The organism is Rathayibacter iranicus NCPPB 2253 = VKM Ac-1602 (assembly GCF_003149025.1).
In the GTDB taxonomy this organism is placed as follows: Bacteria; Actinomycetota; Actinomycetes; order Actinomycetales; family Microbacteriaceae; genus Rathayibacter; species Rathayibacter iranicus.
In genome coordinates this window covers 329,181-351,408 of sequence record NZ_QGDV01000001.1, presented here as the reverse complement: position 1 = coordinate 351,408, position 22,228 = coordinate 329,181, and the positions used below count along the sequence as shown (strand labels likewise).

Below are 22,228 nucleotides of genomic sequence, written 5' to 3'. Positions count from 1 at the left end.
TGGGGAAGTTGAGTCGGTTACGCTCAAGTTCAACGCAGGGGGCTCGTTCCTATTCCCGGCATTCCCCGCTCCCGCTGTACTCCTCCACCGGGCGTCGGTACGGTCGGATCATCGACGCACACACGGATGACGGAGGCACGACCGCGCCGCCCCTCGAAGACCTGCGGTCGCACCGCGCCGAGCTGCTCGCGCTAACGACCAGCGCCGGAATCACCGCCCTGTCCGTCATCGGCTCCGTCGCTCAGGAGCGCTCGACGCGCGAGAGCGACATCGACCTTCTCGTCGACGCCGATCCGCAGACGAGCTATTTCTCGCTCGCCGCCTTCGCGCGGAGGCGTGCGACAGTGCCCGCGTGCTGGCCAAGCGTCTGACGAGCGACGATCCTGAACGCTTCCGGGACCCGCTCTGGTCGCTGACCGCCAAGAACCGGGACTTCGTTCACCACTACGACGTCATCGACCGCTCCCGCCTCTGGCTGACGGTGACCCGCGACTTCCCGTCCGTGGCGGATCTCGTCCGCGAAAAGCGACGTGATGCTCCCGCCGACGATTGACGGCACGTATGAGAAGAGGCACGGACCCTCGGCGGGTCCGTGCCTCTTCTGCGCCGACGCGCATTTCTCCGGGGTGGGAGTTCTAGGGGACGATGTGGCCCGCGGCGCGGAACAGCTCGTACCATTCCGCGCGCGTCAGCGGAAGGTCGGAGCCGAGGGCCGCGTCGCGCACGCGCTGCTCGTTCGTCGTGCCGAGGACGACCTGCATCTTGGCCGGGTGGCGGGTGATCCAGGCGGTCGCAACGGCGATAGCCGACACGTCGTACTGTGCCGCGAGGCGGTCGATGACCGTGTTGAGTTCGGCGAACTGCGGGTTGCCGAGGAAGACGCCGGTGAAGAACCCGCTCTGGAACGGCGACCACGCCTGCACGGTGATGTCGTTCAGGCGGCAGTAGTCGAGAATCCCCGCGTCGCGCATCACCGACTGCTCTTCGGCGAGCATATTCGAGGCGATACCCTGACCGACGATCGGCGAATGCGTGATCGAGAGTTGCAGCTGATTGGCCACAATCGGCTGGTTGAGCGACTTCTTCAACAGTTCAATCTGGTAAGGCGTCTGGTTCGAGACACCGAAATACTTCACCTTGCCGGCAGCGTGCAGCTTGTCGAAAGCGCGCGCCACCTCATCCGGCTCAACGAGCGCATCGGGACGGTGCAGGAGGAGCACGTCGATGTAGTCGGTTCGCAGCGCCTTCAGCGAGCCCTCGACCGACTCGATCAGGTGCTCGTACGAGAAGTCGAAGTACGGACCGTCCGGCACGATGCCCGCCTTGGTCTGCAACAGCACCTGCTCACGCTCGGACGAGGTGAGCGCCATCGCCTCGGCAAAGCGCTCCTCGCAGCGGTGCAACTCACCGCCATAGACATCCGCGTGGTCAAAGAAGTCAATGCCGAAGTCGCGGGCCGCACCGACAAGACCGCGGATCGCCTCGTCACTCATCTCGGAGATGCGCATGAGGCCGAGGACAACGTTCGGGGAGTCGACACCGGAGGTGCCGAGGGGGACGTGCTTCACAGAGAGTGCTCCTTCGTTGGATACCTCCCCCACGGTAGGGCCGCGGAGGGTGGACGTCTAACCCTGTGCAGGGGTTTCTGGTGCGATTCGTCGGGCCGAGGGGCAAAGGGGAGCCTGTCCCGTTCGTAACCGAGGTTGAGACAGCCAATCGGCGCTCCGAGAGCGCTCCACTCCTGCCTCAACCTCGGTTACGAACACCTCGCCAGCCAGAGCGGGCGGTGGACGGCTCCCGCGTGTCCTCAAGTACGACGGCGACGACGTGGTCGGCTGGGCAGCCGTGCATTGGCGGGCCGACACAAGTTACTCGAGGAACCGACGCATCCCACATGTCGATGACCTCGACGTGTGGACTGTCTGGTGCATCCGCGTTCGCCCGAGCTTTCGCGGGCGTGGCGTCTCTCATCCGCTACCCGAGGGCGCGGTCGAGTTCGCCCGGGCGCACAGTGCTCCCGCAGTGGAGGGGTACCCGGTCGACAATGCCGGCGTGAAGGTCGATCTCACGGTGGCGTACGTCGGCACTCGTGCGCTCTTCGAGCGCGCCGGCTTCTCAAAGGCGGCCGACACGACGTCGGTGCTCAATGGCTTCCCCCCGGCGCTGATGCGCCTCGCGCTCTGACATATCGCGGCGATATCGTGTCGTCGTGCTCCTCAACAACATCTCCGTCGGCGCCGTAGTGCGACGCGCCCGCGAAGACGTCGCAGGGTGCGCTCGCCACCGCTGCCGGACTCCGCCAGCCGAACATCGCGGCCATTGAAGCGGACGCCCGCCGGCCGAACCCGGGAGATGCTCGACCGCCTCCTCCGAGCTGCCCGACTTCGCCCATCAATTGCCCTCGAGTACCTCGCCGACGACATCCGCCGACTCGCTCATGATCACGGGCTGACGGATGTCCGAGTGTTTGGCTCCTCCGCGCGCGGCACCGACGATGAGCGGAGTGACGTCGACCTCCTCGTCGTGGCCGAACCCGCGGTGGACTTCCTCCGGCTGGCGGCGTTCCGCGCGCGGGCGGAGGAGATCCTGGGCTTCCCTGTCGATGTCGTGGTCGACGTGGACGGCAACGACACCGTGTCGGGCATTCGCCGCGAGGCCATACCTCTGTGAGCGAGGCCGGATCGAGCGGATTCACGGCGCGACCGCGACGGCCAGCTGACTCCACCGAGGAGCGGAGCCGCATGCTCGCCGAGGCCGACCGCCTGCTCGCCCGCCTTGAGCGCGCGACGAGGGATGGTCGCGAGGAGTTCCTCCGCCCGGTCTCCGACAGCAGAGACATCGGCGCGCTCGCCTTGATCAACCTCGCCGACTTCGTGCACCGCGACCTGCCTGAGGTATCGTCGCGCGACTCCCCGCCGCATCGGTCGAGGGACTTCGAGCGACACGGAACGTTGCGGCGCACAACTATGCAGCCCTCGACAACGACCGGCTGTTGGCGACCGTCTCCGTGCACGCCCCCGCTCTGCTGACCGCCATTCGCGCGGCGCTCCAAGCCGAGTAGGTCCGAGAGGCCGCTTCGACCGGCGCCAGACACGACGAACGGCTCACCCGCAAGAGGAGAAGACGTTCGTTGTAAATGCCAGAACGCGGAGCAAGCGCCTAGGATTTTTCGCCCTCGTCCCGCGGTTCGTTACGGCTCTGCCGGTCACGTAGAGCAGAGCCGAAGCCCGAGAAGCTAATGCTCCTGGCCCTCTGAGCACGAACCCGCACGCTGCGCTTCCGGAGTCGCGACCAGCAGCGGACCGCCAACGATCACGTCCACCGCGTAGGCCGAAACCATGTATCCGATGCTGGTATCGGGAAAGTCCAACTCGGTGGCGATCTGATCATCTAGCGCTATGACTGCGCACTCAGCAGTGGCAACGAAGAACACGAGAGCAGCCAACGGGTCAACATACCTCAGCTAACTGGGCGATCAGTCGGCGTCAGTCAATGCTCTTTCGCATCCATGTCATTACGTTGTCGGTATTGGTCACCTGGTAGCCGCGGCGCTGATAAAATCGGAGGTTGTCGGCGCTGCGGGAACCGGTGAATAGCGCGACTGCGTGCACCTCGGGAATGTCACGGGCTGCATTTTCAACGAGTGCCATGAGGTGCGACCCGACACCTCTTCGTTGGGCCCGGGGATGAGTAATGAGCTTGCCGAGAACCACGTCAGAGTCGGCGACATGGGACCGCACACCGCCGACGATGAGGCCGTCAAGAACGGCGACGAACGACAGCTGCTCTTCGAGCTCTCGCACGACTTCAGCCAGTCTCTGGGTCAGCGGCTGAATGTCGTAACCATAGATGACTGCTTCGCTTTGATAGCAGAGGTACTGTAGTTTGAGAAGTTCTTCCGCATCCTCGGTCGTGGCGGCTCTGAACCGCACCGCATCGGTCGTCATAGCGACCTCTGGGCGGAATCGATGAGCCCCAGCAAATTCGGGATATAGAGCACATTCTCACTGGTGCGTTCGGTCACGGGAAGCTCGATACCAAAGCGCTGTTCAATCCGATCCACGAAGTCGATGAGCTTCTTGGAGTTGATGGCGAACACCTCTTCCAAAGAGATGACGGACGCCGCCTCGGCACTATCGTGCGGGGGTCCGAATGATTCGGCAGCACAGCCGAATATCTGGTCAAGTAGATCTTCGTTCATTGATGTCACCGTGATTTTCCTTGCGTGTTCTGATCGTGACGCACGAGATCGTCGCGGAGCAGGTCGTTGACCCCGCCCGGGATAGTGAACCACCGCGCCGAATTCTCCATCGAGTGGATTCTCCAGCCCTGCGCTCCGTACAGCGATTGCATCCCAAGAGTCGGTCAGGCGCAACGCAAACCGGCTCCCGCCGCGGTGCGGACGGCCAGATCACTGCGGTGAAGAACCCTGCCGGACTCAGGATCATTTGCCCTCCCTCGAAGTCCAACAGAGTACGTGCCAAAGGAAACCATGCCTTGTAAACCGCTTCTTTTGCACTGAATAGGAGCCTGTCGCTGGAGATGTCCGGATGCACAGCCCTTACACGATCGGCAGCCGCTCTCTCGTCGTCCGACGAAATGCGCTGGTAGACGTTTCCGGGAAGAGGCAGGTTGGGCTCGGCGTCGATCCCCACCGCGCGTACTTCGCGGCCACGCCCGATCGCGACCGCACGGTATCCCACACAGTGCGTGATGGAGCCGACCACGCCAAGCGGCCAGCGAGGCTCACCTCGCTCGCCCGGGACCATAGGTGGTCTCGGGAGGCCTAGATCGCCCAACCCTTGTCGGACTAGTGCCCGAACGGTGCAGAACTCGTTGAACCGTTCGGGCACGGCCCTGCGGATGTGGTCCAACTCATCCGGCCACAAAGGCTCTGCCAGGTCGGATCTTGACTCGTAGAGCTGGACGCCGGTCTGTCCTAGAAGTCCCAATCCTCGTCCTCGGTGGTTACGGCCTTGCCGATCACGTAGGAGGAGCCGGAGCCTGAGAAGAAGTCGTGGTTCTCGTCCGCATTGGGCGAGAGGGCCGACAGGATCGCCGGGTTCACGTCGGTGGCCTGCTTGGGGAACATCGGCTCGTAGCCGAGGTTCATCAGCGCCTTGTTGGCGTTGTAGTGCAGGAACTTTTTGACGTCCTCGGTCAGGCCGAGCTGGTCGTAGAGGTCCTGCGTGTACTGCGCCTCGTTGTCGTAGAGCTCGTAGAGCAGCGAGAACGTGTAGTCCTTGATCTCGTCGCGCTTGGCCTGGTCGACCCGCTCGAGTCCCTTCTGGAACTTGTAACCGATGTAATAGCCGTGCACGGCCTCGTCGCGAATGATCAGGCGGATGAGGTCGGCCGTGTTCGTGAGCTTGGCGCGCGAGGACCAGTACATCGGCAGGTAGAAGCCCGAATAGAACAGGAACGACTCGAGCAGTGTGGAGGCGACCTTCCGCTTCAGTGGGTCGTCGCCGCGGTAGTAGTCCATCACGATGGACGCCTTCTTCTGAAGGTTCGGGTTCTCGACCGACCAGCGGAAGGCTTCGTCGATGTCCTGGGTGTTCGACAGGGTCGAGAACACCGAGGAATACGACTTGGCGTGCACCGACTCCATGAACGCGATGTTCGTGTAGACGGCCTCTTCATGCTGCGTGATGGCATCCGGGATGAGCGAGACCGCCCCGACGGTCCCCTGCACGGTGTCGAGGAGGGTGAGCCCGGTGAACACGCGCATGGTGAGCTGCTGCTCCTCGTGGGTGAGCGTGTTCCACGACTGGATGTCGTTAGAGAGCGGGACCTTCTCGGGCAGCCAAAAGTTGCTCGTGAGGCGGTTCCACACCTCGACGTCCTTGTCGTCCTCGATCCGGTTCCAGTTGATGGCCTGGACGGAGTCGACGAGCTTGAGCTTCTCGGGGGGAGTCATGATTCCTTCTCGCTACTGCGGATGGGTGATGCGGGTGAGAAAGGGCACTACAGCATGCACGAGACGCACTGGTCGAGTTCGGTGCCCTCGAGTGCCAGCTGGCGGATACGGATGTAGTAGATCGTCTTGATGCCCTTGCGCCAGGCGTAGATCTGGGCGCGGTTGACGTCGCGGGTCGTCGCGGTGTCCTTGAAGAAGAGGGTGAGCGAGAGGCCCTGATCGACATGCTGCGTCGCCGCGGCGTACGTGTCGATGATCTTCTCGTAGCCGATCTCGTACGCGTCCTGGTAATACTCCAAGTTGTCGTTCGTCATGAATGGCGCCGGGTAGTAGACGCGGCCGAGCTTGCCCTCCTTGCGGATCTCGATCTTCGATGCGATCGGGTGGATCGAGGACGTCGAATTGTTGATGTACGAGATCGAACCGGTCGGCGGAACGGCCTGCAGGTTCTGGTTGTAGATGCCGTGCTCCATGACGGAGGCCTTGAGCGCGCGCCAGTCGTCCTGGGTGGGGACGGCGATACCGGCGTCGGCGAAGAGGCGGGCGACGCGCTCAGTGGCCGGAGCCCACTCCTTCTCGGTGTAGGTGTCGAAGAACGCACCCGAGGCGTACGTCGAGTCGGCGAAGCCCTCGAAAGTGGTGCCGCGCTCGATCGAGAGGTTGTTGGAGGCGCGGAGGGCGTGGAACAGCACCGAGTAGAAGTAGATGTTGGTGAAGTCGATGCCCTCCTCGGATCCGTAGTGAATCCGCTCGCGGGCGAGATAGCCGTGCAGGTTCATCTGGCCGAGGCCGATCGCGTGCGACTTGTCGTTGCCGTCCTCGATTGAGCGGACCGAGGCGATGTGCGACTGGTCGGAGACCGAGGTGAGGCCGCGAATCGCAGTCTCGATGGTGCGGCCGAAATCAGGCGAGTCCATCGTCAGCGCAATGTTCAGCGAGCCGAGGTTGCAGGAGATGTCCTTGCCGATTGTGGCATAGGACAGGTCCTCGTTGTAGGTCGTCGGAGTATTCACCTGCAAGATCTCGGAGCACAGGTTGGACATGTTGATCCGGCCCTTGATCGGGTTCGCCTTGTTCACCGTGTCCTCGAACACGATGTAGGGGTAGCCCGACTCGAACTGGATCTCGGCGATGGTTTGGAAGAACTCACGAGCCGAGATCTTGCTCTTCTTGATGCGCGGATCATCGACCATCTCGCGGTACTTTTCCGAGATCGACACGTCGCCGAAGGGGATGCCGTAGACGCGCTCGACATCGTAGGGCGAGAAGAGGTACATGTCCTCATTGTTCTTCGCGAGCTCGAACGTGATGTCGGGCACGACGACACCGAGGGAGAGCGTCTTGATGCGGATCTTCTCGTCGGCGTTCTCGCGCTTGGTGTCGAGGAAACGGAGGATGTCGGGGTGGTGCGCCGAAAGGTAGACAGCCCCGGCGCCCTGGCGAGCTCCGAGCTGGTTGGCGTAGCTGAAGCTGTCTTCGAGGAGCTTCATCACGGGAATGATGCCCGAGGACTGGTTCTCGATCTGCTTGATCGGGGCGCCCGCCTCGCGAATGTTCGAGAGCGAGAGGGCGACTCCGCCGCCGCGCTTGGAGAGCTGGAGAGCGGAGTTGATGCCGCGGGCAATCGACTCCATGTTGTCCTCGATCCGCAGCAGGAAGCACGAGACGAGTTCGCCGCGCTGGGCCTTGCCGGTGTTGAGGAAGGTGGGGGTCGCCGGCTGGAAGCGGCCGGCGACGATCTCCTCAACGAGGGCGGTCGCGAGCGTCTCGTCGCCCTGCGCGAGGCCGAGGGCGGTCATCACGACGCGGTCCTCAAAGCGCTCGAGGTAGCGCTTCCCGTCGAACGTCTTCAGCGTGTAGGAGGTGTAGTACTTGAAGGCGCCGAGGAAAGTGGCGAAACGGAACTTCTTCGAGTAAGCCAGGTCGTTGAGCTGCTGGATGAACTCGAACGAGTACCGGTCGAGGACGGCTTGCTCGTAGTACTCCTTCTCGACCAGGTAGTGGAGGCGCTCCTTGAGGGTGTGGAAGAACACGGTGTTCTGGTTGACGTGCTGCAGGAAGAACTCGCGAGCGGCCTCGCGGTCCTTATCGAACTGGATCTCTCCATCCGGGCCGTACAGGTTGAGCATCGCGTTAAGCGAGTGGTAGTCCATTTGTGCGGCGTCACGGGGAGCGTCGATCACTGCTGCGTCCAAAACGAGTCCAATCCTTCATCGACGGCGCGGACGTCGTCGGGTGTTCCGAATACTTCGAAGCGGTAGAGGTGCGGTATCGCGCACTTGCGGGCGATGATGTCGCCGGCGAGGCAGTAGGCCTCACCAAAGTTGGTGTTGCCGGCGCCAATGACGCCGCGGATCAGCGAGCGGTTGCACGGATCGTTGAGGAAACGGACGACCTGCTTGGGGACCGCTCCCCCGCCGTTACCCCCGCCGTAGGTGGGGAGGACGAGTACGTACGGCTCTTCGACGTGGAGCGTGTCGAGCGCGGCTCCGTCGCGCCGAGCGCGGAGGGGGATCCGCTGAGCCGGCCGGCCGAGCTTCTCGATGAACCGGTGCGTGTTCCCCGAGCTGCTGGAGAAGTACACGAGCCCGCCCATCCGCCACCCTCGCCCTTCCATCATTCCTGCATCCTTGTCACCTCAGGTCTCTCTGAGGTGCACGGATGGTGAGTCGCAAGGCGGAGGAGGGAGCCGTAGCGGCGCTACGGCGACTGACGACAACGCAGCGAATCGCCGCCCGTGCGCCTCAGAGAGAGGCGATTTTGTCGGGGCGGAAGCCGGACCAGTGATCATCGTCCGTGATCACGACCGGCGCCTGGAGGTAGCCGAGGGCCTTGACGGCCTCGAGAGCCTTCTCGTCGACGGAGAGGTCGAACACCTCGTAGTCGATGCCCTTGCTGTCGAGGGCGCGGTAGGTCGCGGTGCACTGGACGCAGGAGGGCTTGGTGTAAACCGTCACAGCCATGGGTGGTGCCTTTCGGGGAGGAGGGGCCTCGGGGCCGCTCCCGGCGGTGGCCCGGTGTGCGGGCGGGGTTCGGGAGACGGTCGTAGCGAAGTGTGGGGTGCGGGTGGGGGCTCTCGCTCCGGCCTGCTCAGCAATACTACATATAGGGGGGCGCCCGGCGTGAGCCCACTAGAAGTAGTAGTTACAGCGGTGTAGTTATCCACCGGTTTCTCCCCCGTTCATCCACAGGCCAGAGCCTGCGGAACCGCGGAAGGACGCGGATCCGGACGAATCATCCACAGCTGTGGAGAGTCGTGGTCGGTTCTCTGGGTACACCGCGGCTCGGCGTGTCGGTCTGCTCGTACGGTACGCCCGACCACCGACATCCCGGATCGACCGCTCACCTCACGAGCGCCGCCAGTTCGCGGGCGACCGTGCGGAGGTGCGGTAGGGGGTCCGCGAGCGCCGCGGCCGTCGAGCCCGCCTCCTCCGTCAGCGACATCGCCGCGGCGAAGGCCGTGGTCGGCGCCTTGAGCGCGCCCGCGACGAGCAGCGTGCGCGCGCCGGCCGCCTCCGCCAGCCCCAGGACGTAGGAGGGGACCTTGCCCGCCGTCGACTGCGCGTCGAAGCGCCCCTCTCCCGTGATCACAACATCGGCGCCAGCGACGAGCCGCGGCAGCCCGAGGGCTTCGCCGACGGCCGCCGAGCCGGCAGAGAGGTGCGCACCCCAGGCGAGCAGTCCAAATCCTGTGCCGCCCGCGGCTCCCGCGCCTGCCGCTTCCGCATCTGCGTCGAGGTGCGCGGCGAGGTGGCGGAGCCCGTCGTCCAGGCGCAGGATGTCATCGACTCCGGCGCCCTTTTGCGGACCGAAGACCCGTGCGGCACCACCGTCGCCCAGCAGCGGATGGGTGACGTCGCTGAGGATCCTCGCGCCGCCCACCGGGATCGGCCTCAGCCCCGAGAGGTCGACCCGGGCGAGTTCGTGCAGCGCGCCTCCACCATCGCCCACCTCATTCCCCGCGACGGTGAGGAAACGCGCACCCAGTTCGCGCAGGGCGCCGACCCCGCCGTCGGTCGATGCGCTGCCACCGATCGCGAGCAGCAGCGCCCGGGCACCTGCGTCGAGGGCCGCCGCGATCACGCGGCCGAAGCCGCGGGTGTGCGCGGTGAGCGGGCGGAGGGAGTCGAGCAGCGTGATCCCGCTAGCCGACGCGAGCTCCACCACGGCCGTCCCATCCGGTAAGAGGAGCCACTCGGTCCGGACCGGCTGGTCGTCCGGCCCGGGGACACTAAGCGCGTGCCGCCGAGCCTCGGGGACCGAGAGTGCGAAGGCATCGACCGTGCCCTCTCCCCCGTCGGCCATCGGCGCGAGCACGATCTCATCGTGCGGACGCTCCCGACGCCACCCCTCGGCGAGCGCCCTGGCGACCTCGATGGCGCTCGCCGAGCCCTTGAATGAATCCGGCGCGACGACGACTCTCAGCCTGCTCACGCGCCCAGTGTGGCAGCGGTCAGAGCGTCCCCGTGTGCGGTCAGCTGCGCAGCTCGCGCGCCGGATCCACGGCCGCCGAGCGTCCGGCCGGCACGAGGGCAGCAACTCCGCCGACCAGGGCGCCGAGCAAAGGCCCCTGCGCGAGAACCTCCACCGCGACGACGGGAGTCCAACCCTGCCCGGAGGCGGTCACGAGCACGACCCCGATGCCCAGAGCAGTGCCGAGGGCGCCGCCGAGGAGTCCCGTCAACGCGCTCTCGAGCACGAAGAGAGCCCCGATCGCCGAACGCGACGCTCCGAGCGCCCGGCGCAGGCCGATCTCGGCCCGCCGGGCACTCACTCCGCTCCAAGCCGTGGCGAAGGCGCCGAGCACCGCAAGTACGAGCAGTATGGCCCCCGTCGTTCGCACCAGCTGTTCGAGCTGATCGTTGATGCGACTGCGCAGCTGCGCGAGGTCGGCCGTCGTCTCGGAATGGAACGCGGTCGGGGCGGCGGGATTCAATGCAGTAGGGGCGATGTCTGCGACCGCGCGGGCAAGTCCCGGCTCGGTCGTGCCGAGGAGCATGCCACCCTGGGTGCCCTCCGAGATCACGTCAATCGCCTGGTGGCCGATGACGATCGCCCGGGTCAAATCCGCGCCCGCCGGGCTCGCTGAGGCGATGCTCCCTACGACGCTGAAGGTTTTCCCTCCCATCGAAAGGGTTGCCCCGTCGGACCCTGGGACGATGCCCAGCCGCTCCGCCGCCTCCGCACCGACGAGGGCGATCCGACTCGAGATCGGCTCCGGGGCGGACAGCAGAGCGGCGGAAGAAGTTGGCACGGTGCTGATCTCGAGCGCCCCCACCGCGTCGGCTCCGAGGGCGACCACGGGGACCCCCGCGCCGCTCTCGTCGAGCACAGCATTCTGCGACCGCCGTACGGGGGCGCGGAGACCAGCGACATCCCAGCGCAATCCCACATGGAGAACACCCTCGACATGTGCGAGACGTTCCGCATCCGCCTCGGTCACATCGCGGTCCGTCCCGCTCGGTGTCAGCCGGACGAGGTCGCCGGCGGCGCTACGGACCGTGTCATCGACCTGTCGCGATGCGGTCACAGCCAGCGCATCAGCCGCGACAAATCCGCCGGCTCCGACCGCGACGATCGCGACGGCGACCACTCCCCGCGCCGGCTTGGCGAGGAGGCCGAGCACCGCGTCCGAGAGGAGCGTACGGATCCGCCGATGAGGAGGCACCCGCAGCTGTGATGAATTCGGGGAGGAGGCGTCGGGCTCCGGGTCCGATGGCGCCTCCGGACCCTCGAGACGCCCGTGCCGCATCGCGAGATGCCGGTCGGCGCGCGCGGCCAGACGCGTGTCGTGAGTGACCACGACGAGCGCAAGACCACCGTCGCGCAGCGTTTCGAGGAGGCTGACGATCCGGTCCCCGGTCTCCTCGTCGAGGCTGCCGGTCGGTTCATCCAGCAGCAGCACGCTCGGCCGGTGCACCAGCGCCCGCGCGATCGCGACGCGCTGACGTTCGCCTCCGGAGAGTAGATCGACGCGCGCATTCGCCTTGTGCCCGAGCCCGACGGCGGCGAGCGCCTCGGTGATCCGATCCTCCATCAGGTCGACGTCGATCCGTCCCGAGTGCGCGCCGACCGCGACGTTTTGCGCGGCCGTGCGCCCCGGCAGCAGGTGAGCCTCCTGAAAGACGAAGCCGAACCGCAGGGCGCGGAGTTCGTCCCGCTGCCGATCCGTCATCACCGCCGTGTCGATCCCATCGACGCTGAAGCGGCCCTCGCTCGGGCGATCAAGCAGACCGAGGATGTTCAGGAGTGTGGACTTCCCGGATCCGGAGGGACCGGTGATCGCTATGAACTCCCCCCGGCGCACCGCGAGATCGACGCCGCGCAGAGGGTGGTTGTCGGCGTCGAAACGTCGCTGGACGCCCGAACAGTCAAGGACCGGCACCGCGTCAGCCGATCACAACAGTCTCGCCCACAGTGAGCGCGGGCTCACCGTCGAGCAGCGCCCAGCCATCAGCGACGGCGCGGACGTTGATTTCGACGCGCTGCTGGCCGCCGACGCGATCAACGTTCACGAAGCTCGTGGTGCCGTCCTGCCGAAGTGCCGTCGCAGGAACGGCGAGCCGCTCGGCGCCACGCTCGCCGAAGGTCACGGTGACGGAGGCGCCGGAGTGCAGCGCAGGTCTCGTCTCTGCCGAGACGATGACGGTGACGTCGTGCCCCGGAGCGGACTTATCTGCCGACGGGGCGAACGGCCCGATGCTCTCGATCACGCCGTCCGCGTGCCCCGCCGAGGCAGGATCGACGATCGACGCCGCCTCTCCTGCCGTAAGCGAATCAGCGGACGCGACATCGACACGCGCGACCACGCGGTCAGGCGGCACAGTCCAGGTCATCACCTGGCCGTCCGCCGGAACCGTGGAGTAGAGAGACGGCGCGGAGGCGACGGTGAAGTCGGATCGGTCGAGGTCGACGATCTCGCTGAATGGCAGGCGACCGCCCCTCGGCCCGGGCGTCGCGGTGGTCGGAGCCTGCGTCGCAGCGGGAGCGGGCGTCGCAGCGGGAGCCAGCGTCCCAGCGGGAGCGGTGGAGGCGGGAGTCGCCGAGACGACGTCCGGTCCGCGCTGCGCCTGGTAGCCGCGGTCATCGTAGAAGGCCGCCAGGGAGGCGACGGTCGCGGAGTCGAAGGTCGCCTTCTCCGGATCCGCCGCATAGCCGAGACGGGACAGGGCGCCGTTCAGGGCGAGGACGTCCTCGCCCTCGTCACCCTGGACCAGATCGCGATAGCGCGGACCGTCGATCGCCAACGCGAACACGGGTCGCTCCGCCACGGCGAACAAGAGTGCGCCATCGGTCACGGCCGCGCCGGAGCCGAGCGGTGCAGCCGTGATCTGCGCCGCAGCGGCACCGGCGGGAGCGACCGCGTGGACGCTGACGGACGTGCTACCACCGACCGTGCCGAGCGCCGAAGGAAGCGGTAGTGCCCGCTTCTCGACGGTGCCCGTCGTCGTCAGGGTCCGCTGAGCATTATCGAAAGCGGTCGCGTCAGGCGCGCGAAGTGCCTGCCCCAGGAGGAAGGCCACCGCCATCGCGCCGATCACGGGGACAAGCACAACAACGATCACCCACGGGCGGGGGCCGAGCCGCAGCCGCGGCCCCCGGGTCTCGTCAGTGTCCGCCGTGTTCACTGATCACCTTCTGCGCGAACGCAATGCGCTCATCGGTGTCCTTCTTATCCGCCACCAGAGCCGCCTCATTCTCCGCGATGAACGCCACCTGATACGCGGCCACGACATCAACAAACGTCTGCGCCGCGCCCGTCGACGACAAGCAATCCACCTGATCCAAAGCCGCGCGAATACCCGCCTCACTATTCGGCGCCTCCGCGATCTTCGGAGAGATCGACGCCCGCTGCTCCTCCAGGGCGTAACCCTTCGCGGACAAGCACGCGCCTTGTTGTGTGCGCGCTTCCTGCCAAATCGGGTCGTCGCTCGCCCAGGACCAGGTCGCTGTACGGCCCCGCTCGAAGATCGACTCCTCCGGTTGACGCTGCTCCAGACTCTTCACCTCGTCACTCTTGGTCTCAGCGGCCATGCAATTCTTTATGACCGAGTACGTCTCGGGCGGAATAGTCGCATCCTCAACCCGGTGAGCTTCGGACAGCGCGTCGTAGGGGCTGTCGAGACCTGTCCGCGAGGCCCTGTCCTTCGTCCAGGGACCGAAGTACTTGAGGCTCCACTGAGTGGATGGCGGGTAATCGAGCACGTTGACCAGAGTGAGCGCATGTCCGGCCTGGTGCACGCAGTCCTCCGTGAGCAAATCCGACGCACGATCCAGAAGCTGACGGCCACGGATGTCAGGTCCATATACGTCGAGCGGCTCCTGCACCGTCTCTGTCGCTTCATTCAGCACTGCGGCACCCGCAACGAAATTGATCGACGGCCGATCGCCACGAGCCTCACCCTGCGACGGAACGCATCCGCTCAAGAGCACAACTGATACCGCCACTACGAACACTCGGGTGCGTCTCATCGGTCAGTAAGCCGTAATGCTCGAAATGCAGTCATTCCACGTCGATGCATGGTCGGTCCACTCGAACTGGAGCTGCTGCGCAACCTCGTCGTGCCTCACCACCCGCTCATCACCACCGGACCCCAACTCCTCATAGAACACAACACTGTCGCGCTTCCTGTTTTCTAAAGAAGAAAACTGGTCGTTCCAGGAGTCGCCTACGTAGCTCATAGTCACTACGTTGTTGAAAATATTGCCTTGTCTCTGGTCGTTCTCCCAGGCACAGTACTGACCCTCCGGGCAGAACTGCCTTTGGTCGGCGCTCGCCGGTGCGACGCCGCATGCGAGCACGGACACGGTCGCGATCGCGGCTGAGCCCGCGGCGAGGATGAGACGGCGGGGAAAAGTAGAACGTGCGATGTGACTCATGGTATTTCCTTTCGACAGTTCCTGTGAACGAAGTTGAGCGAACCACAAGCCGAGGAGCGCACGAGCGATCTGGCGCAGAACGTCGCTTCCGCGGATTGGCGTCCAGAGGTCGCGAAACGCCGCTCCGACCTGGACTTTTTGGGTCAACATCTCCCGGTGACAACCTTCCCTCATACAGTCAATACGCGCCAAGTCCTCTCGCGTAGGCACCGGCGGGGGCGGTCGCCGCAGGCCCGTTCGAGCGCCTCCGCCCACTCAGTCCGGCCCCGTTACGCCCGCTATTGGAGCAACCACATGGACGCTGGCGGCCATCCTGCCACCGACCGTAAGAAGCGCCGAGGGCAGGGGCATCATCCGACACTCGACAGCGCCCGTCGTCGTCAGTGTCCGCCGTGTTCACTGATCACCTTCTGCGCTAACGCGATCCGCTCATCGGTGTCCTTCTTATCCGCCACCAGAGCCGCCTCATTCGCCGCAATGAACGCCACCTGATACGCGGCCACGACATCAACAAAGGTCTGCGCCGCGCCCGTCGACGACAGACACTCCACTTCATCCAAAGCCGCCCGAATACCCACCTCACTATTCGGCGCCTCCGCGATCACGGGCGCGGTAGGACCGCGCGAAGCATCGAAGGTGTAGCCCTGTGCTGTCATGCAACCCTGCAGATCGCCGAGCGCCTTCTCCCAGATCGGATCATGGCTTGCCCAGGCCCATGTCTCTGATTGCCCCCGCTCATAAATCGACTCACTGGGACTGCGCTCCGCGAAATTATTCCTCTCGTCGCTTCTTGCTGAATCGCGACATTCTCCTAAAGCCGACGTCGTCTCGGGAGGAATATCTGCCTCCTTCTGGTGAGCTTCGGAAAGCGCATCGTATGGTCTGTCGAGCCCCGTTCGCGACGCTCTCTCCTTCGTCCAGGGCCCGAAGTAGTTGACCGTCCACCGCGAAGACGGCGGATAGTCGAGAACGTTGACCAGGGTCAGCGCGTGACCCGCGCGATGGACGCAATCCTCAGTAAGGAGATCAGAAGCGCGCTCGAGCATCTGGCGACCGCGCAGGTCCGGTCCGTAGACGTCGAGCGGCTCGTGCACCGTCTCGGTCGCCTCATCCAGCATAGCGACATTCGGCACAAAATTAATCAAGGGCCGCTCATCACTGTTCGCATCCGGCGAGGATAGGCATCCGCTCAGCAGCAGCATAGACGACATCGAGACGGCGAGGACCGACGATCCGCGATTCGCCCTTATCACTTGGAAGACGACAATGCTCGTGATGCTGTCATTCCACGTCCGTCCGTCACGCCGTGTTCACTGATCACCTTCTGCGCGAACGCGATCCGCTCGTCCGTGTCCTTCTTATCCGCCACCAGAGCCGCCTCATTCTCTGCAATGAACGCCACCTGATACGCGGCCACGACATCAACAAACGTCTGCGCCGCGCCCGTCGACGACAAGCAGTCCACCTGATCCAAAGCCGCGCGAATACCCGCCTCACTGTCCGGCGCCTCCGCGATCTTCGGAGAGATCGACGCCCGCTGCTCCTCCAGGGCGTAACCCTTCGCGGACAAGCACGCGCCTTGTTGTGTGCGCGCTTCCTGCCAAATCGGGTCGTCGCTCGCCCAGGACCAGGTCACAGTCCGTCCGCGCTCGTGGATCGATTCCTCGGGCGTCCGGTAGCTCAGCGACGCGATCTGTTCGCTTCTGCTGTCGACGCCAACACACCGCGTGATGGCGTCGTACGTCTCGTCAGAGTTCGCCTCACTCTGTCGTTGCCGCGCCTCGGCGAGTGCATCGTGCGGCGATCCGAGACCTGCCTGCGACGCCCTCGCCTTCGTCCACACCCCGAAGTACTTCAGCGACCACATCGTAGAGGGCGGGTAGTCGAGTACGTTTACGAAGCTGACGGAGTGACCGGCCGCGCGAACGCAGTCCTCGGCGAGCAGATCCGACGCCCGTTCGAGAACCTGCCGGTCGTGCACGCTCGGTCCATACACGTCCAGCGGCTCTCGCACCGACTCCGTCGCCTCCTCGAGCACCGCGGCGTTCGGCACGAACTCGATCGACGACGGCTTGTGCACGCCGTCATCGGCGCCGGAGGCGCAGCCACTGAGGAGAAGCAGCGCGCACCCGATGGGCAGGACACGAAGACGCATCAAGGATCAGCCCGCCGTGATGCTCGAGATCCGGTGCTGAGCAGCATTCGCCGGCGCGACGCCAACCGCCGGCACCGAGGACGTGGCGAGACGCAGCGATTCGACGGCCGCGATCTCTCGACGACAAGAAGAGCGGGAAGCGGTGTGGTGAGTGATGAGTGATTCCTCTCATAGTGCCCAGCGAAGAAACTGAGTAGATCACATCTCGAGGGATCGACACCCACACTGACGCGAGCCGTCGATCGGGTGAAAAGACAGGATTCACGCGAAGAAGGCAGATCGGACCAGGGCTTTCTTTCCCCAGTTCTCCTGAAGACCTCCTCTTCGAAGGGTCATCAACGAGAAGAATCCCGGCGCGTCACCGCGCCTGCTCGACGTAAAGGAGGACGAGACAGTGACTGACGGAGCACCACAGCCACGAACGCGCGCGCAGGATCGACAGCCGCCGAGCGTCCAGCCGGCACGAGACCTGTCACGCAGCGCGTCGCTCACGTCCTGCGGTGTGCTCCAGCGAACGTCGTCATCCAGTGACGGTGCCGACAGCGGAGTAGGTGATCCTCAAGAGTTTCGCCGACGTCGCACCGGACGGCCCATTCTTCGCGAAGAGGATGATCTGGGTCGGCGTCGCGTTCGCCCAGATACCCGCCTCGACTGCATCCGCCGACGCAGGCGTCACTGCGACGTGAGGGGCGTTGCTCCACGGCTGAGCGAATGTGACTCGTCCCAGCTCTACGCCGCCCGGCGCCCCGGTGAATGCAGCTGTCGCGCCGTTCGCCACCTGAAGGAGGATCGTGCCTCGTGAATCACTTCCGCCGCCGCTGAAGGTCGCTCCATTGCCCGAGAGCGTGAAAGTCGGCGCCGTTGGCTGGACGACAGTCTCGTGTCCCCAGATGCGCAGGTCTCCCTGCACGTCGTATGGGCGCCGCGTCGTGGCTGTATTCGGTCGCTGGTCAGAGAGGATCGGCCCGGGTGCGACCATCGCGCTACCGCTGGCGTAGTGCAGGGGCTGTGGGTCGCTGATCGAGACCACCGGCCCGAAATCAACGGAGACGAACACAGCGGCTCCGGTGTATCGGGTGAGGCGTGCACCGCCGCCCAGGTGGAAGCCATTGCCGCGGGCTAGCACGAAGAGATTATTGGAAGGCCCCTGTCCGAGCCAGGTGCCCCCGACAACGGAAACGCCCCCGTTGAAGCCAGAGCTCGTATTGAGGACCTGCTGGTTCATACGCAAGAGCGGACCGGGACCGCCAAAGACGAATGCTGCCACGAAATCCACACCGCGGACATTACCGAGATCAATCACAGGCACATTATTTGGGTTCGCGACTCCACCCGAATCGGTCGAGGCCTCAATGTGCAAATTGACAAAGCGAAGAAATTCGGCCGCATCGTAGTTCGGCCTGTTGCCGACGGCTACGGCGAGGGATGTCCCTCCCTTAGCTCGCTCAATGTGCAGCGAGTTGAAATCGGCCGTGTTGGTCGCCAGCGCGTCCCCCGAGTGCGACTGGTTCGATTCGATAACGACAGCGGGTGTGGCGGCGGAACCGCAATTGTCAACGCGAATGAAGTTGTAGAGCGCGTTATTGGTCTGGCTGATCCACAGCCCCTTTTCAAAGTTGATGATACGTACACCATCAACTCGCGTCTCAAAACCGTATCGGACGTGTAGGCCGATACCCGACCCTTCACCCACGATCGTGACGCTCGAGAGAGCCGTCGCTGCACCGTCGATCGTGATGACGGGCTTAGACGGATCAGCAGAGCGGATGACAACTCCGCCATAGCGGTAAGAATCTATTCCAAAACGAGCGGACGTGCCGCTCATCCCCACAAACTCCACTCCGGCACGGAGAGTGATGTTCGCGCGGTAGATGCCGGGACGCAGCATGACTCTCGCCCACGCGCTTGAGCCGTTCACGGTCACGGTCTCCCCGGTCTCCGCAGTTTTTGGGGTTAGGCCGGCGGCGGTCGCTTCGTCGATTGCAGCCTGTATCGTGGCGGAGTCGTCGGCAGTCCCGAGTGTCCCGAAATCCGATACGTTCAATGTGAGTTCGCCCTTGCCAACAGGGCGCCCGCCGTTCGTGGTCAGCACTCGGTCTGGGTGATTGGCCACGGGGAGCTTCTTGTCATCGCTCAGCGGCGCTACTCCTCCTGCGGCACCCACCTCTTCGCGACGGACGAAGGAATCGTTGGTGGCCGTGGACGTATCACTCATTTGGGGGCCTCTCTAGTGGGAAGAGTGCCACTCTATTCCAGGGACGGCCGAGCACTTTTTCCGTGGCGCAGAGGCCGATTTTCACTAACGTGAGTAAGCATCCTGGGGATCGGCCATTACGATTACCTGATCGTTACCGCCGCGCGAGAGCGGCACAGGTCCACGCCGCGCAAGCACCGAACCGCGGCTCGGTGCCAGCGCCCACCCGCCAGCCGCCCCTCAACCGTCAAGCGCCTCTGCCAGACGGCGGGTCACCGCGCGCAGCTCCAGTTCGGCGCCGCGCACGCGCTCGTCGAGCAGGGCGGCGCGCTCGTCCACCGCGTCGAATCGGCCGGGCGTTGCGTCCGTCTCCTCCTGCACCGACTCGCGCAACGCCGATACCGACGCTCTGAGTTCGTCCAAAGCCGCGTGCAGGCCCGCCGTCTCCTCACGAAGCGCCGCGCATTCGTCCTGCACACCGCCGAGTTCGCCGCGCACGACCGCGAACTCGTCGCGCAGCGCGGCGGTCTCGTCACGGACCGCCGCGGTCTCGCTGCGCACCTCCTCGGTGCGCAACCGCGCCTGCTCGAACCAGGGCGCGACGAGCTTGTGCACGGATTCGCGCAGCGCAGCGTGGCCCCGGCCGAACCTGGTGGGGGCGGCAGCAGGGTCGCTGAGGAAGTCGTGATCGGTCATTCGTGGTCCCGTCCGGAGAAGCGGCGGTGGAGGACATCCATCGCCCGCTGATCCTTATCCATAATGTCGGCCTCAAGAGTGGTGTCGGCCAGGCGCTCGGCGAGGCTTCCCGGTCTGCCGCGTCGCTCGAGCGAGGCTTCGATCAGCTCGAGGGAGCGCTCGAACGAGAGCGGTCCGCGGGCGGCCTCCCGCCCGCGGCGACCGAGGGCCTCCAGGTCGGTCGAACCGTTCAGCACGTTGCGCATGGCGCCGGCGAGCGCCGGCACGGAGCGGGTGATCTTGACGCAGTCGACGCCGTCGATCAGGAACTCCGCGACTCCGCTCGCCGCCGTGACGATGGGCACGCAGCCCGCCGCCGCGGCCTCGACGGGCGCCACGCCGAACGCTTCGCCCTCCCAGGTCGGAAAGAGGAAGGCGTCTGCGTGTTCGTGTGCGGCGAGCACCTCGCCCCGGGGCGTCGCGCCATGGAACTCGACCACTCCGTCGAGCCCGGCCTCGCGTGCGCGGGCACGCCAGCTCTCAACGTCGCCGTCGCCGTAGAGGTCGACGCGGAAGTCGCGGGTCTCGGCCGCGAGTACCGCTGCCGCCTCCACAACGAGTCCCACGCCCTTGTGCTCACCGAGCGAGGCCGCGAACGTGAAGCGGGTGATGCCTCCCTCCCGGTACAGGCGGGGCGTGCCGGGGTCGGGCGGCACCGTCACTCCGCGGCCGATCACTTCGACCTCGCCCAGCGTCAATCCGCTGGCCTCGATCCCGTCAACGAGGGAACGGCTAACCGCCACGATCTCGCCGCGGTCGAAGTGGTCGGGAGCCTGCGCTCCATAGACGGCGAGTACCTGCGCGGACAGCCCGTCGACCAGGGCGTTCGGGATGCGGTCGCCGAGGTTCCACATCCAGGGCGCGTCGACTGTGCGCAACAGGTCGATGAGAGCAAGTCCGCCGAGGCCGAGCAGGTTGAACGCGACCACGTGGGTCGGCTCGAACTCGCGCAGTTCCTCCAGCAGGATGCGCGTGTTCTCGAAGCGAGAGACGGCGCTCTCGTGGTGCATCAGCTGCGCAATCTCGCCGCCGGTCTGTGGGAGGGGGAAATAGGTGCGCAGGCTCAGCGTGCGGTGCAGCTCGACCGCCGGCGAGGCGTCGGGGTCAGGAGGGAGGTAGGTCGGCGAGGTCAGCACCCGCACGCTGTGGCCGCGCGCCGCCATCGCTTCTGCGACCCGGGCGCAGGTCATCTCGTAGCCACCGAGGACCTGCGGAGGGTAGAGGTTGCTCAGGAACAGGAGCCTCATCGGAGTCTGCCCTCCCGCTCGGCAGCGTCGGCTGCGATCCGTGCCGTGACCTCCGGGGTGTAGGCGGCACGGGCCTGGCGGTCGTTGCCGCCGTCCCAGTAGTTCACGAGGTAGAGCCCCGTCTGCTGAGTGCGCGGCACGAACGGGAAGAGCTGCGCGCGCGGCTCGATCTGGGCGATGCGGTAGCCGGCGTCGACCGCGCGCACGTGCAGCCAAATGTCGTCGGCGTCCGGCGTGATGTCGCGAAAGGCTTCGCCGTGGGCGGCGATCTCGGTGAGCAGCTCGCTCGGGAGCAGCTGACCCGAGACGGAGGTGCCGAAGACGTCGGTCGCGGCGCGCGTGTCGGCGACGGGCGTCCAGCTCGTGTACGGCGCGACCGTTCCATCGAGGATCCCGACGCGATGAGCGCGGTAGCACAGGACCGTCTGGCGCGGGTAGCGGGTGCGGGCGTCGAGCAGACCGCGGAGCCACGTGCGCGGGTACACGATGTCGTCGTCGGAGGTGACGAGGTCGCGCTCGCCTGCGCGGCCCGAGAGGAGGTGCGGGTAGTACTTCGTGTGCACCCGGTAGCCCTCGACCAGGCGGATCTCGACCCCCCGTCGGCGCAGGCGCCGAAGTGCTGCGGGCAGATCGGCGTGCAGCGCCGGGTCATCGAGCCAGAGCACCAGGCGTGCTGGCCGCGCCTCGCCGCGGGCGATCGACTCGAGGGCGACGTACACACGCTGCAGCCGCTCGCCGTGGGTGGTCATCGTCACGACGACCTCGCCGTCGGGGTCGACCGCCGAGCGACGCGAGAACCGGTTCGCGAGCGCCAAAACCAGCAGCTCGCGGCGGAAGGCGAGCGAGGCCGGGTGGTCGATCGGGCGAGCGGCGACCGCCGCGGCGCGGCGCACAGACACACGGTGCGGGGCGGTGCGCGCGAGCCGGACGAGCTGCGTTGCGGGTCGGACGCGTCGGCCCAGGACGGCGAGGCGCGTGCGGGGCCGGACGCGCCGACCGAGGGCGGCGAGAGCGGGATGCATCATTCCAGGGTAGTCGGCCGCTCCTGAACGGACGGTGGCGCCGACTCCGACGGCGGCGCTGGGGCAGCGCCCGGT

Annotated in this window: 24 protein-coding genes and 1 pseudogene; 5 read left to right on the top strand and 20 right to left on the bottom strand. The window is 65.6% G+C overall.

Translation table 11 applies throughout. From position 1 onward, the window contains the following. Nucleotides 1–8 precede the first annotated feature (8 nt). Both B0H03_RS01760 and B0H03_RS01755 read left to right on the top strand, forming a co-directional pair. Nucleotides 9–371, top strand: a complete 363-nt coding sequence (locus B0H03_RS01760; RefSeq protein ID WP_104266415.1) for a nucleotidyltransferase family protein — start codon at nucleotides 9–11, stop codon at nucleotides 369–371. Further along, nucleotides 353–553: a ribonuclease HepT family protein gene (locus tag B0H03_RS01755; RefSeq protein WP_104266414.1), complete on the top strand. Its 201-nt coding sequence runs from the start codon at nucleotides 353–355 to the stop codon at nucleotides 551–553. The genes B0H03_RS01760 and B0H03_RS01755 overlap by 19 nt, the downstream gene beginning before the upstream one ends. A gap of 82 nt (nucleotides 554–635) precedes the next feature. Here the strand turns inward: B0H03_RS01755 and B0H03_RS01750 are convergent, their stop codons facing one another. Further along, the gene (locus tag B0H03_RS01750) at nucleotides 636–1,568 is read right to left on the bottom strand and encodes an aldo/keto reductase (RefSeq protein ID WP_258062084.1); all 933 of its coding nucleotides are present in this window, start codon (nucleotides 1,566–1,568) and stop codon (nucleotides 636–638) included. A 229-nt stretch (nucleotides 1,569–1,797) separates the two neighbouring features. Here B0H03_RS01750 and B0H03_RS01745 point away from each other — a divergent pair. The 3 genes and pseudogenes from B0H03_RS01745 to B0H03_RS17385 all read left to right on the top strand — a co-directional run. After that, nucleotides 1,798–2,184: pseudogene (locus B0H03_RS01745) on the top strand (GNAT family N-acetyltransferase); the annotation flags it as partial. 135 nt (nucleotides 2,185–2,319) lie between these two features. Then, the gene (locus B0H03_RS01740) at nucleotides 2,320–2,670 is read left to right on the top strand and encodes a nucleotidyltransferase family protein (protein WP_127844083.1); all 351 of its coding nucleotides are present in this window, start codon (nucleotides 2,320–2,322) and stop codon (nucleotides 2,668–2,670) included. A gap of 226 nt (nucleotides 2,671–2,896) precedes the next feature. Continuing rightward, on the top strand, nucleotides 2,897–3,061 hold the full coding sequence (locus B0H03_RS17385; protein WP_109714837.1) for a HepT-like ribonuclease domain-containing protein: 165 nt from the start codon (nucleotides 2,897–2,899) through the stop codon (nucleotides 3,059–3,061). Between the two features lie 174 nt (nucleotides 3,062–3,235). On the opposite strand, the gene B0H03_RS16445 is transcribed toward B0H03_RS17385, so the two are convergent. The 19 genes from B0H03_RS16445 to B0H03_RS01640 form a co-directional block, all read right to left on the bottom strand. Continuing rightward, the gene (locus B0H03_RS16445; RefSeq protein ID WP_146082782.1) at nucleotides 3,236–3,445 is read right to left on the bottom strand and encodes an MFS transporter; all 210 of its coding nucleotides are present in this window, start codon (nucleotides 3,443–3,445) and stop codon (nucleotides 3,236–3,238) included. Nucleotides 3,446–3,485: 40 nt separating this feature from the next. Continuing rightward, nucleotides 3,486–3,947 (bottom strand): GNAT family N-acetyltransferase, encoded by a 462-nt coding sequence (locus B0H03_RS01725; RefSeq protein WP_104266410.1) that lies wholly within the window; start codon nucleotides 3,945–3,947, stop codon nucleotides 3,486–3,488. Then, nucleotides 3,944–4,201: a hypothetical protein gene (locus B0H03_RS16085; protein WP_104266409.1), complete on the bottom strand. Its 258-nt coding sequence runs from the start codon at nucleotides 4,199–4,201 to the stop codon at nucleotides 3,944–3,946. Before B0H03_RS16085 ends, B0H03_RS01725 begins: the two co-directional genes overlap by 4 nt. Then, the gene (locus B0H03_RS17380) at nucleotides 4,182–4,874 is read right to left on the bottom strand and encodes a 4'-phosphopantetheinyl transferase family protein (RefSeq protein ID WP_419956886.1); all 693 of its coding nucleotides are present in this window, start codon (nucleotides 4,872–4,874) and stop codon (nucleotides 4,182–4,184) included. Before B0H03_RS17380 ends, B0H03_RS16085 begins: the two co-directional genes overlap by 20 nt. A 65-nt stretch (nucleotides 4,875–4,939) precedes the next feature. After that, a complete protein-coding gene (gene nrdF, locus B0H03_RS01715; RefSeq protein ID WP_104266407.1) occupies nucleotides 4,940–5,920 on the bottom strand; it encodes a class 1b ribonucleoside-diphosphate reductase subunit beta in 981 nt (326 codons plus the stop codon). A 47-nt stretch (nucleotides 5,921–5,967) separates the two neighbouring features. Continuing rightward, nucleotides 5,968–8,073: a class 1b ribonucleoside-diphosphate reductase subunit alpha gene (gene nrdE / locus B0H03_RS01710; RefSeq protein WP_104266441.1), complete on the bottom strand. Its 2,106-nt coding sequence runs from the start codon at nucleotides 8,071–8,073 to the stop codon at nucleotides 5,968–5,970. Nucleotides 8,074–8,099: 26 nt separating this feature from the next. Continuing rightward, nucleotides 8,100–8,516 carry a class Ib ribonucleoside-diphosphate reductase assembly flavoprotein NrdI gene (gene nrdI / locus B0H03_RS01705; protein ID WP_104266406.1) on the bottom strand — a complete coding sequence of 139 codons (417 nt, stop codon included), beginning with the start codon at nucleotides 8,514–8,516 and terminating at the stop codon, nucleotides 8,100–8,102. A gap of 148 nt (nucleotides 8,517–8,664) precedes the next feature. After that, complete coding sequence (gene nrdH / locus B0H03_RS01700) at nucleotides 8,665–8,883, bottom strand: glutaredoxin-like protein NrdH (protein WP_104266405.1); 219 nt, start codon at nucleotides 8,881–8,883, stop codon at nucleotides 8,665–8,667. A gap of 379 nt (nucleotides 8,884–9,262) precedes the next feature. Further along, nucleotides 9,263–10,345: a glycerate kinase gene (locus tag B0H03_RS01695; RefSeq protein ID WP_202129849.1), complete on the bottom strand. Its 1,083-nt coding sequence runs from the start codon at nucleotides 10,343–10,345 to the stop codon at nucleotides 9,263–9,265. Between the two features lie 49 nt (nucleotides 10,346–10,394). After that, the gene (locus B0H03_RS01690) at nucleotides 10,395–12,305 is read right to left on the bottom strand and encodes an ABC transporter ATP-binding protein/permease (RefSeq protein ID WP_104266404.1); all 1,911 of its coding nucleotides are present in this window, start codon (nucleotides 12,303–12,305) and stop codon (nucleotides 10,395–10,397) included. A gap of 4 nt (nucleotides 12,306–12,309) precedes the next feature. Then, on the bottom strand, nucleotides 12,310–13,548 hold the full coding sequence (locus B0H03_RS01685; RefSeq protein ID WP_104266403.1) for a hypothetical protein: 1,239 nt from the start codon (nucleotides 13,546–13,548) through the stop codon (nucleotides 12,310–12,312). Continuing rightward, entirely contained in the window at nucleotides 13,529–14,377 is an 849-nt protein-coding gene (locus B0H03_RS01680; RefSeq protein WP_133248930.1) for a hypothetical protein, read from the bottom strand. The genes B0H03_RS01685 and B0H03_RS01680 overlap by 20 nt, the downstream gene beginning before the upstream one ends. Before the next feature lie 18 nt (nucleotides 14,378–14,395). Beyond that, the gene (locus tag B0H03_RS01670) at nucleotides 14,396–14,800 is read right to left on the bottom strand and encodes a peptidase inhibitor family I36 protein (protein ID WP_160487206.1); all 405 of its coding nucleotides are present in this window, start codon (nucleotides 14,798–14,800) and stop codon (nucleotides 14,396–14,398) included. A 380-nt stretch (nucleotides 14,801–15,180) separates the two neighbouring features. Next, complete coding sequence (locus B0H03_RS01665) at nucleotides 15,181–16,002, bottom strand: hypothetical protein (RefSeq protein ID WP_127844081.1); 822 nt, start codon at nucleotides 16,000–16,002, stop codon at nucleotides 15,181–15,183. A gap of 47 nt (nucleotides 16,003–16,049) precedes the next feature. After that, entirely contained in the window at nucleotides 16,050–16,781 is a 732-nt protein-coding gene (locus tag B0H03_RS01660) for a hypothetical protein (RefSeq protein ID WP_127844080.1), read from the bottom strand. 694 nt (nucleotides 16,782–17,475) lie between these two features. Then, nucleotides 17,476–19,170 carry a right-handed parallel beta-helix repeat-containing protein gene (locus tag B0H03_RS01655; protein WP_104266397.1) on the bottom strand — a complete coding sequence of 565 codons (1,695 nt, stop codon included), beginning with the start codon at nucleotides 19,168–19,170 and terminating at the stop codon, nucleotides 17,476–17,478. Between the two features lie 219 nt (nucleotides 19,171–19,389). Further along, nucleotides 19,390–19,845, bottom strand: a complete 456-nt coding sequence (locus B0H03_RS01650) for a hypothetical protein (protein WP_104266396.1) — start codon at nucleotides 19,843–19,845, stop codon at nucleotides 19,390–19,392. Further along, nucleotides 19,842–21,131 (bottom strand): glycosyltransferase family 4 protein, encoded by a 1,290-nt coding sequence (locus tag B0H03_RS01645; RefSeq protein WP_104266395.1) that lies wholly within the window; start codon nucleotides 21,129–21,131, stop codon nucleotides 19,842–19,844. Before B0H03_RS01645 ends, B0H03_RS01650 begins: the two co-directional genes overlap by 4 nt. Beyond that, the gene (locus tag B0H03_RS01640) at nucleotides 21,128–22,153 is read right to left on the bottom strand and encodes a glycosyltransferase (protein ID WP_127844079.1); all 1,026 of its coding nucleotides are present in this window, start codon (nucleotides 22,151–22,153) and stop codon (nucleotides 21,128–21,130) included. The genes B0H03_RS01645 and B0H03_RS01640 overlap by 4 nt, the downstream gene beginning before the upstream one ends. Between the last annotated feature and the right edge of the window lie 75 nt (nucleotides 22,154–22,228).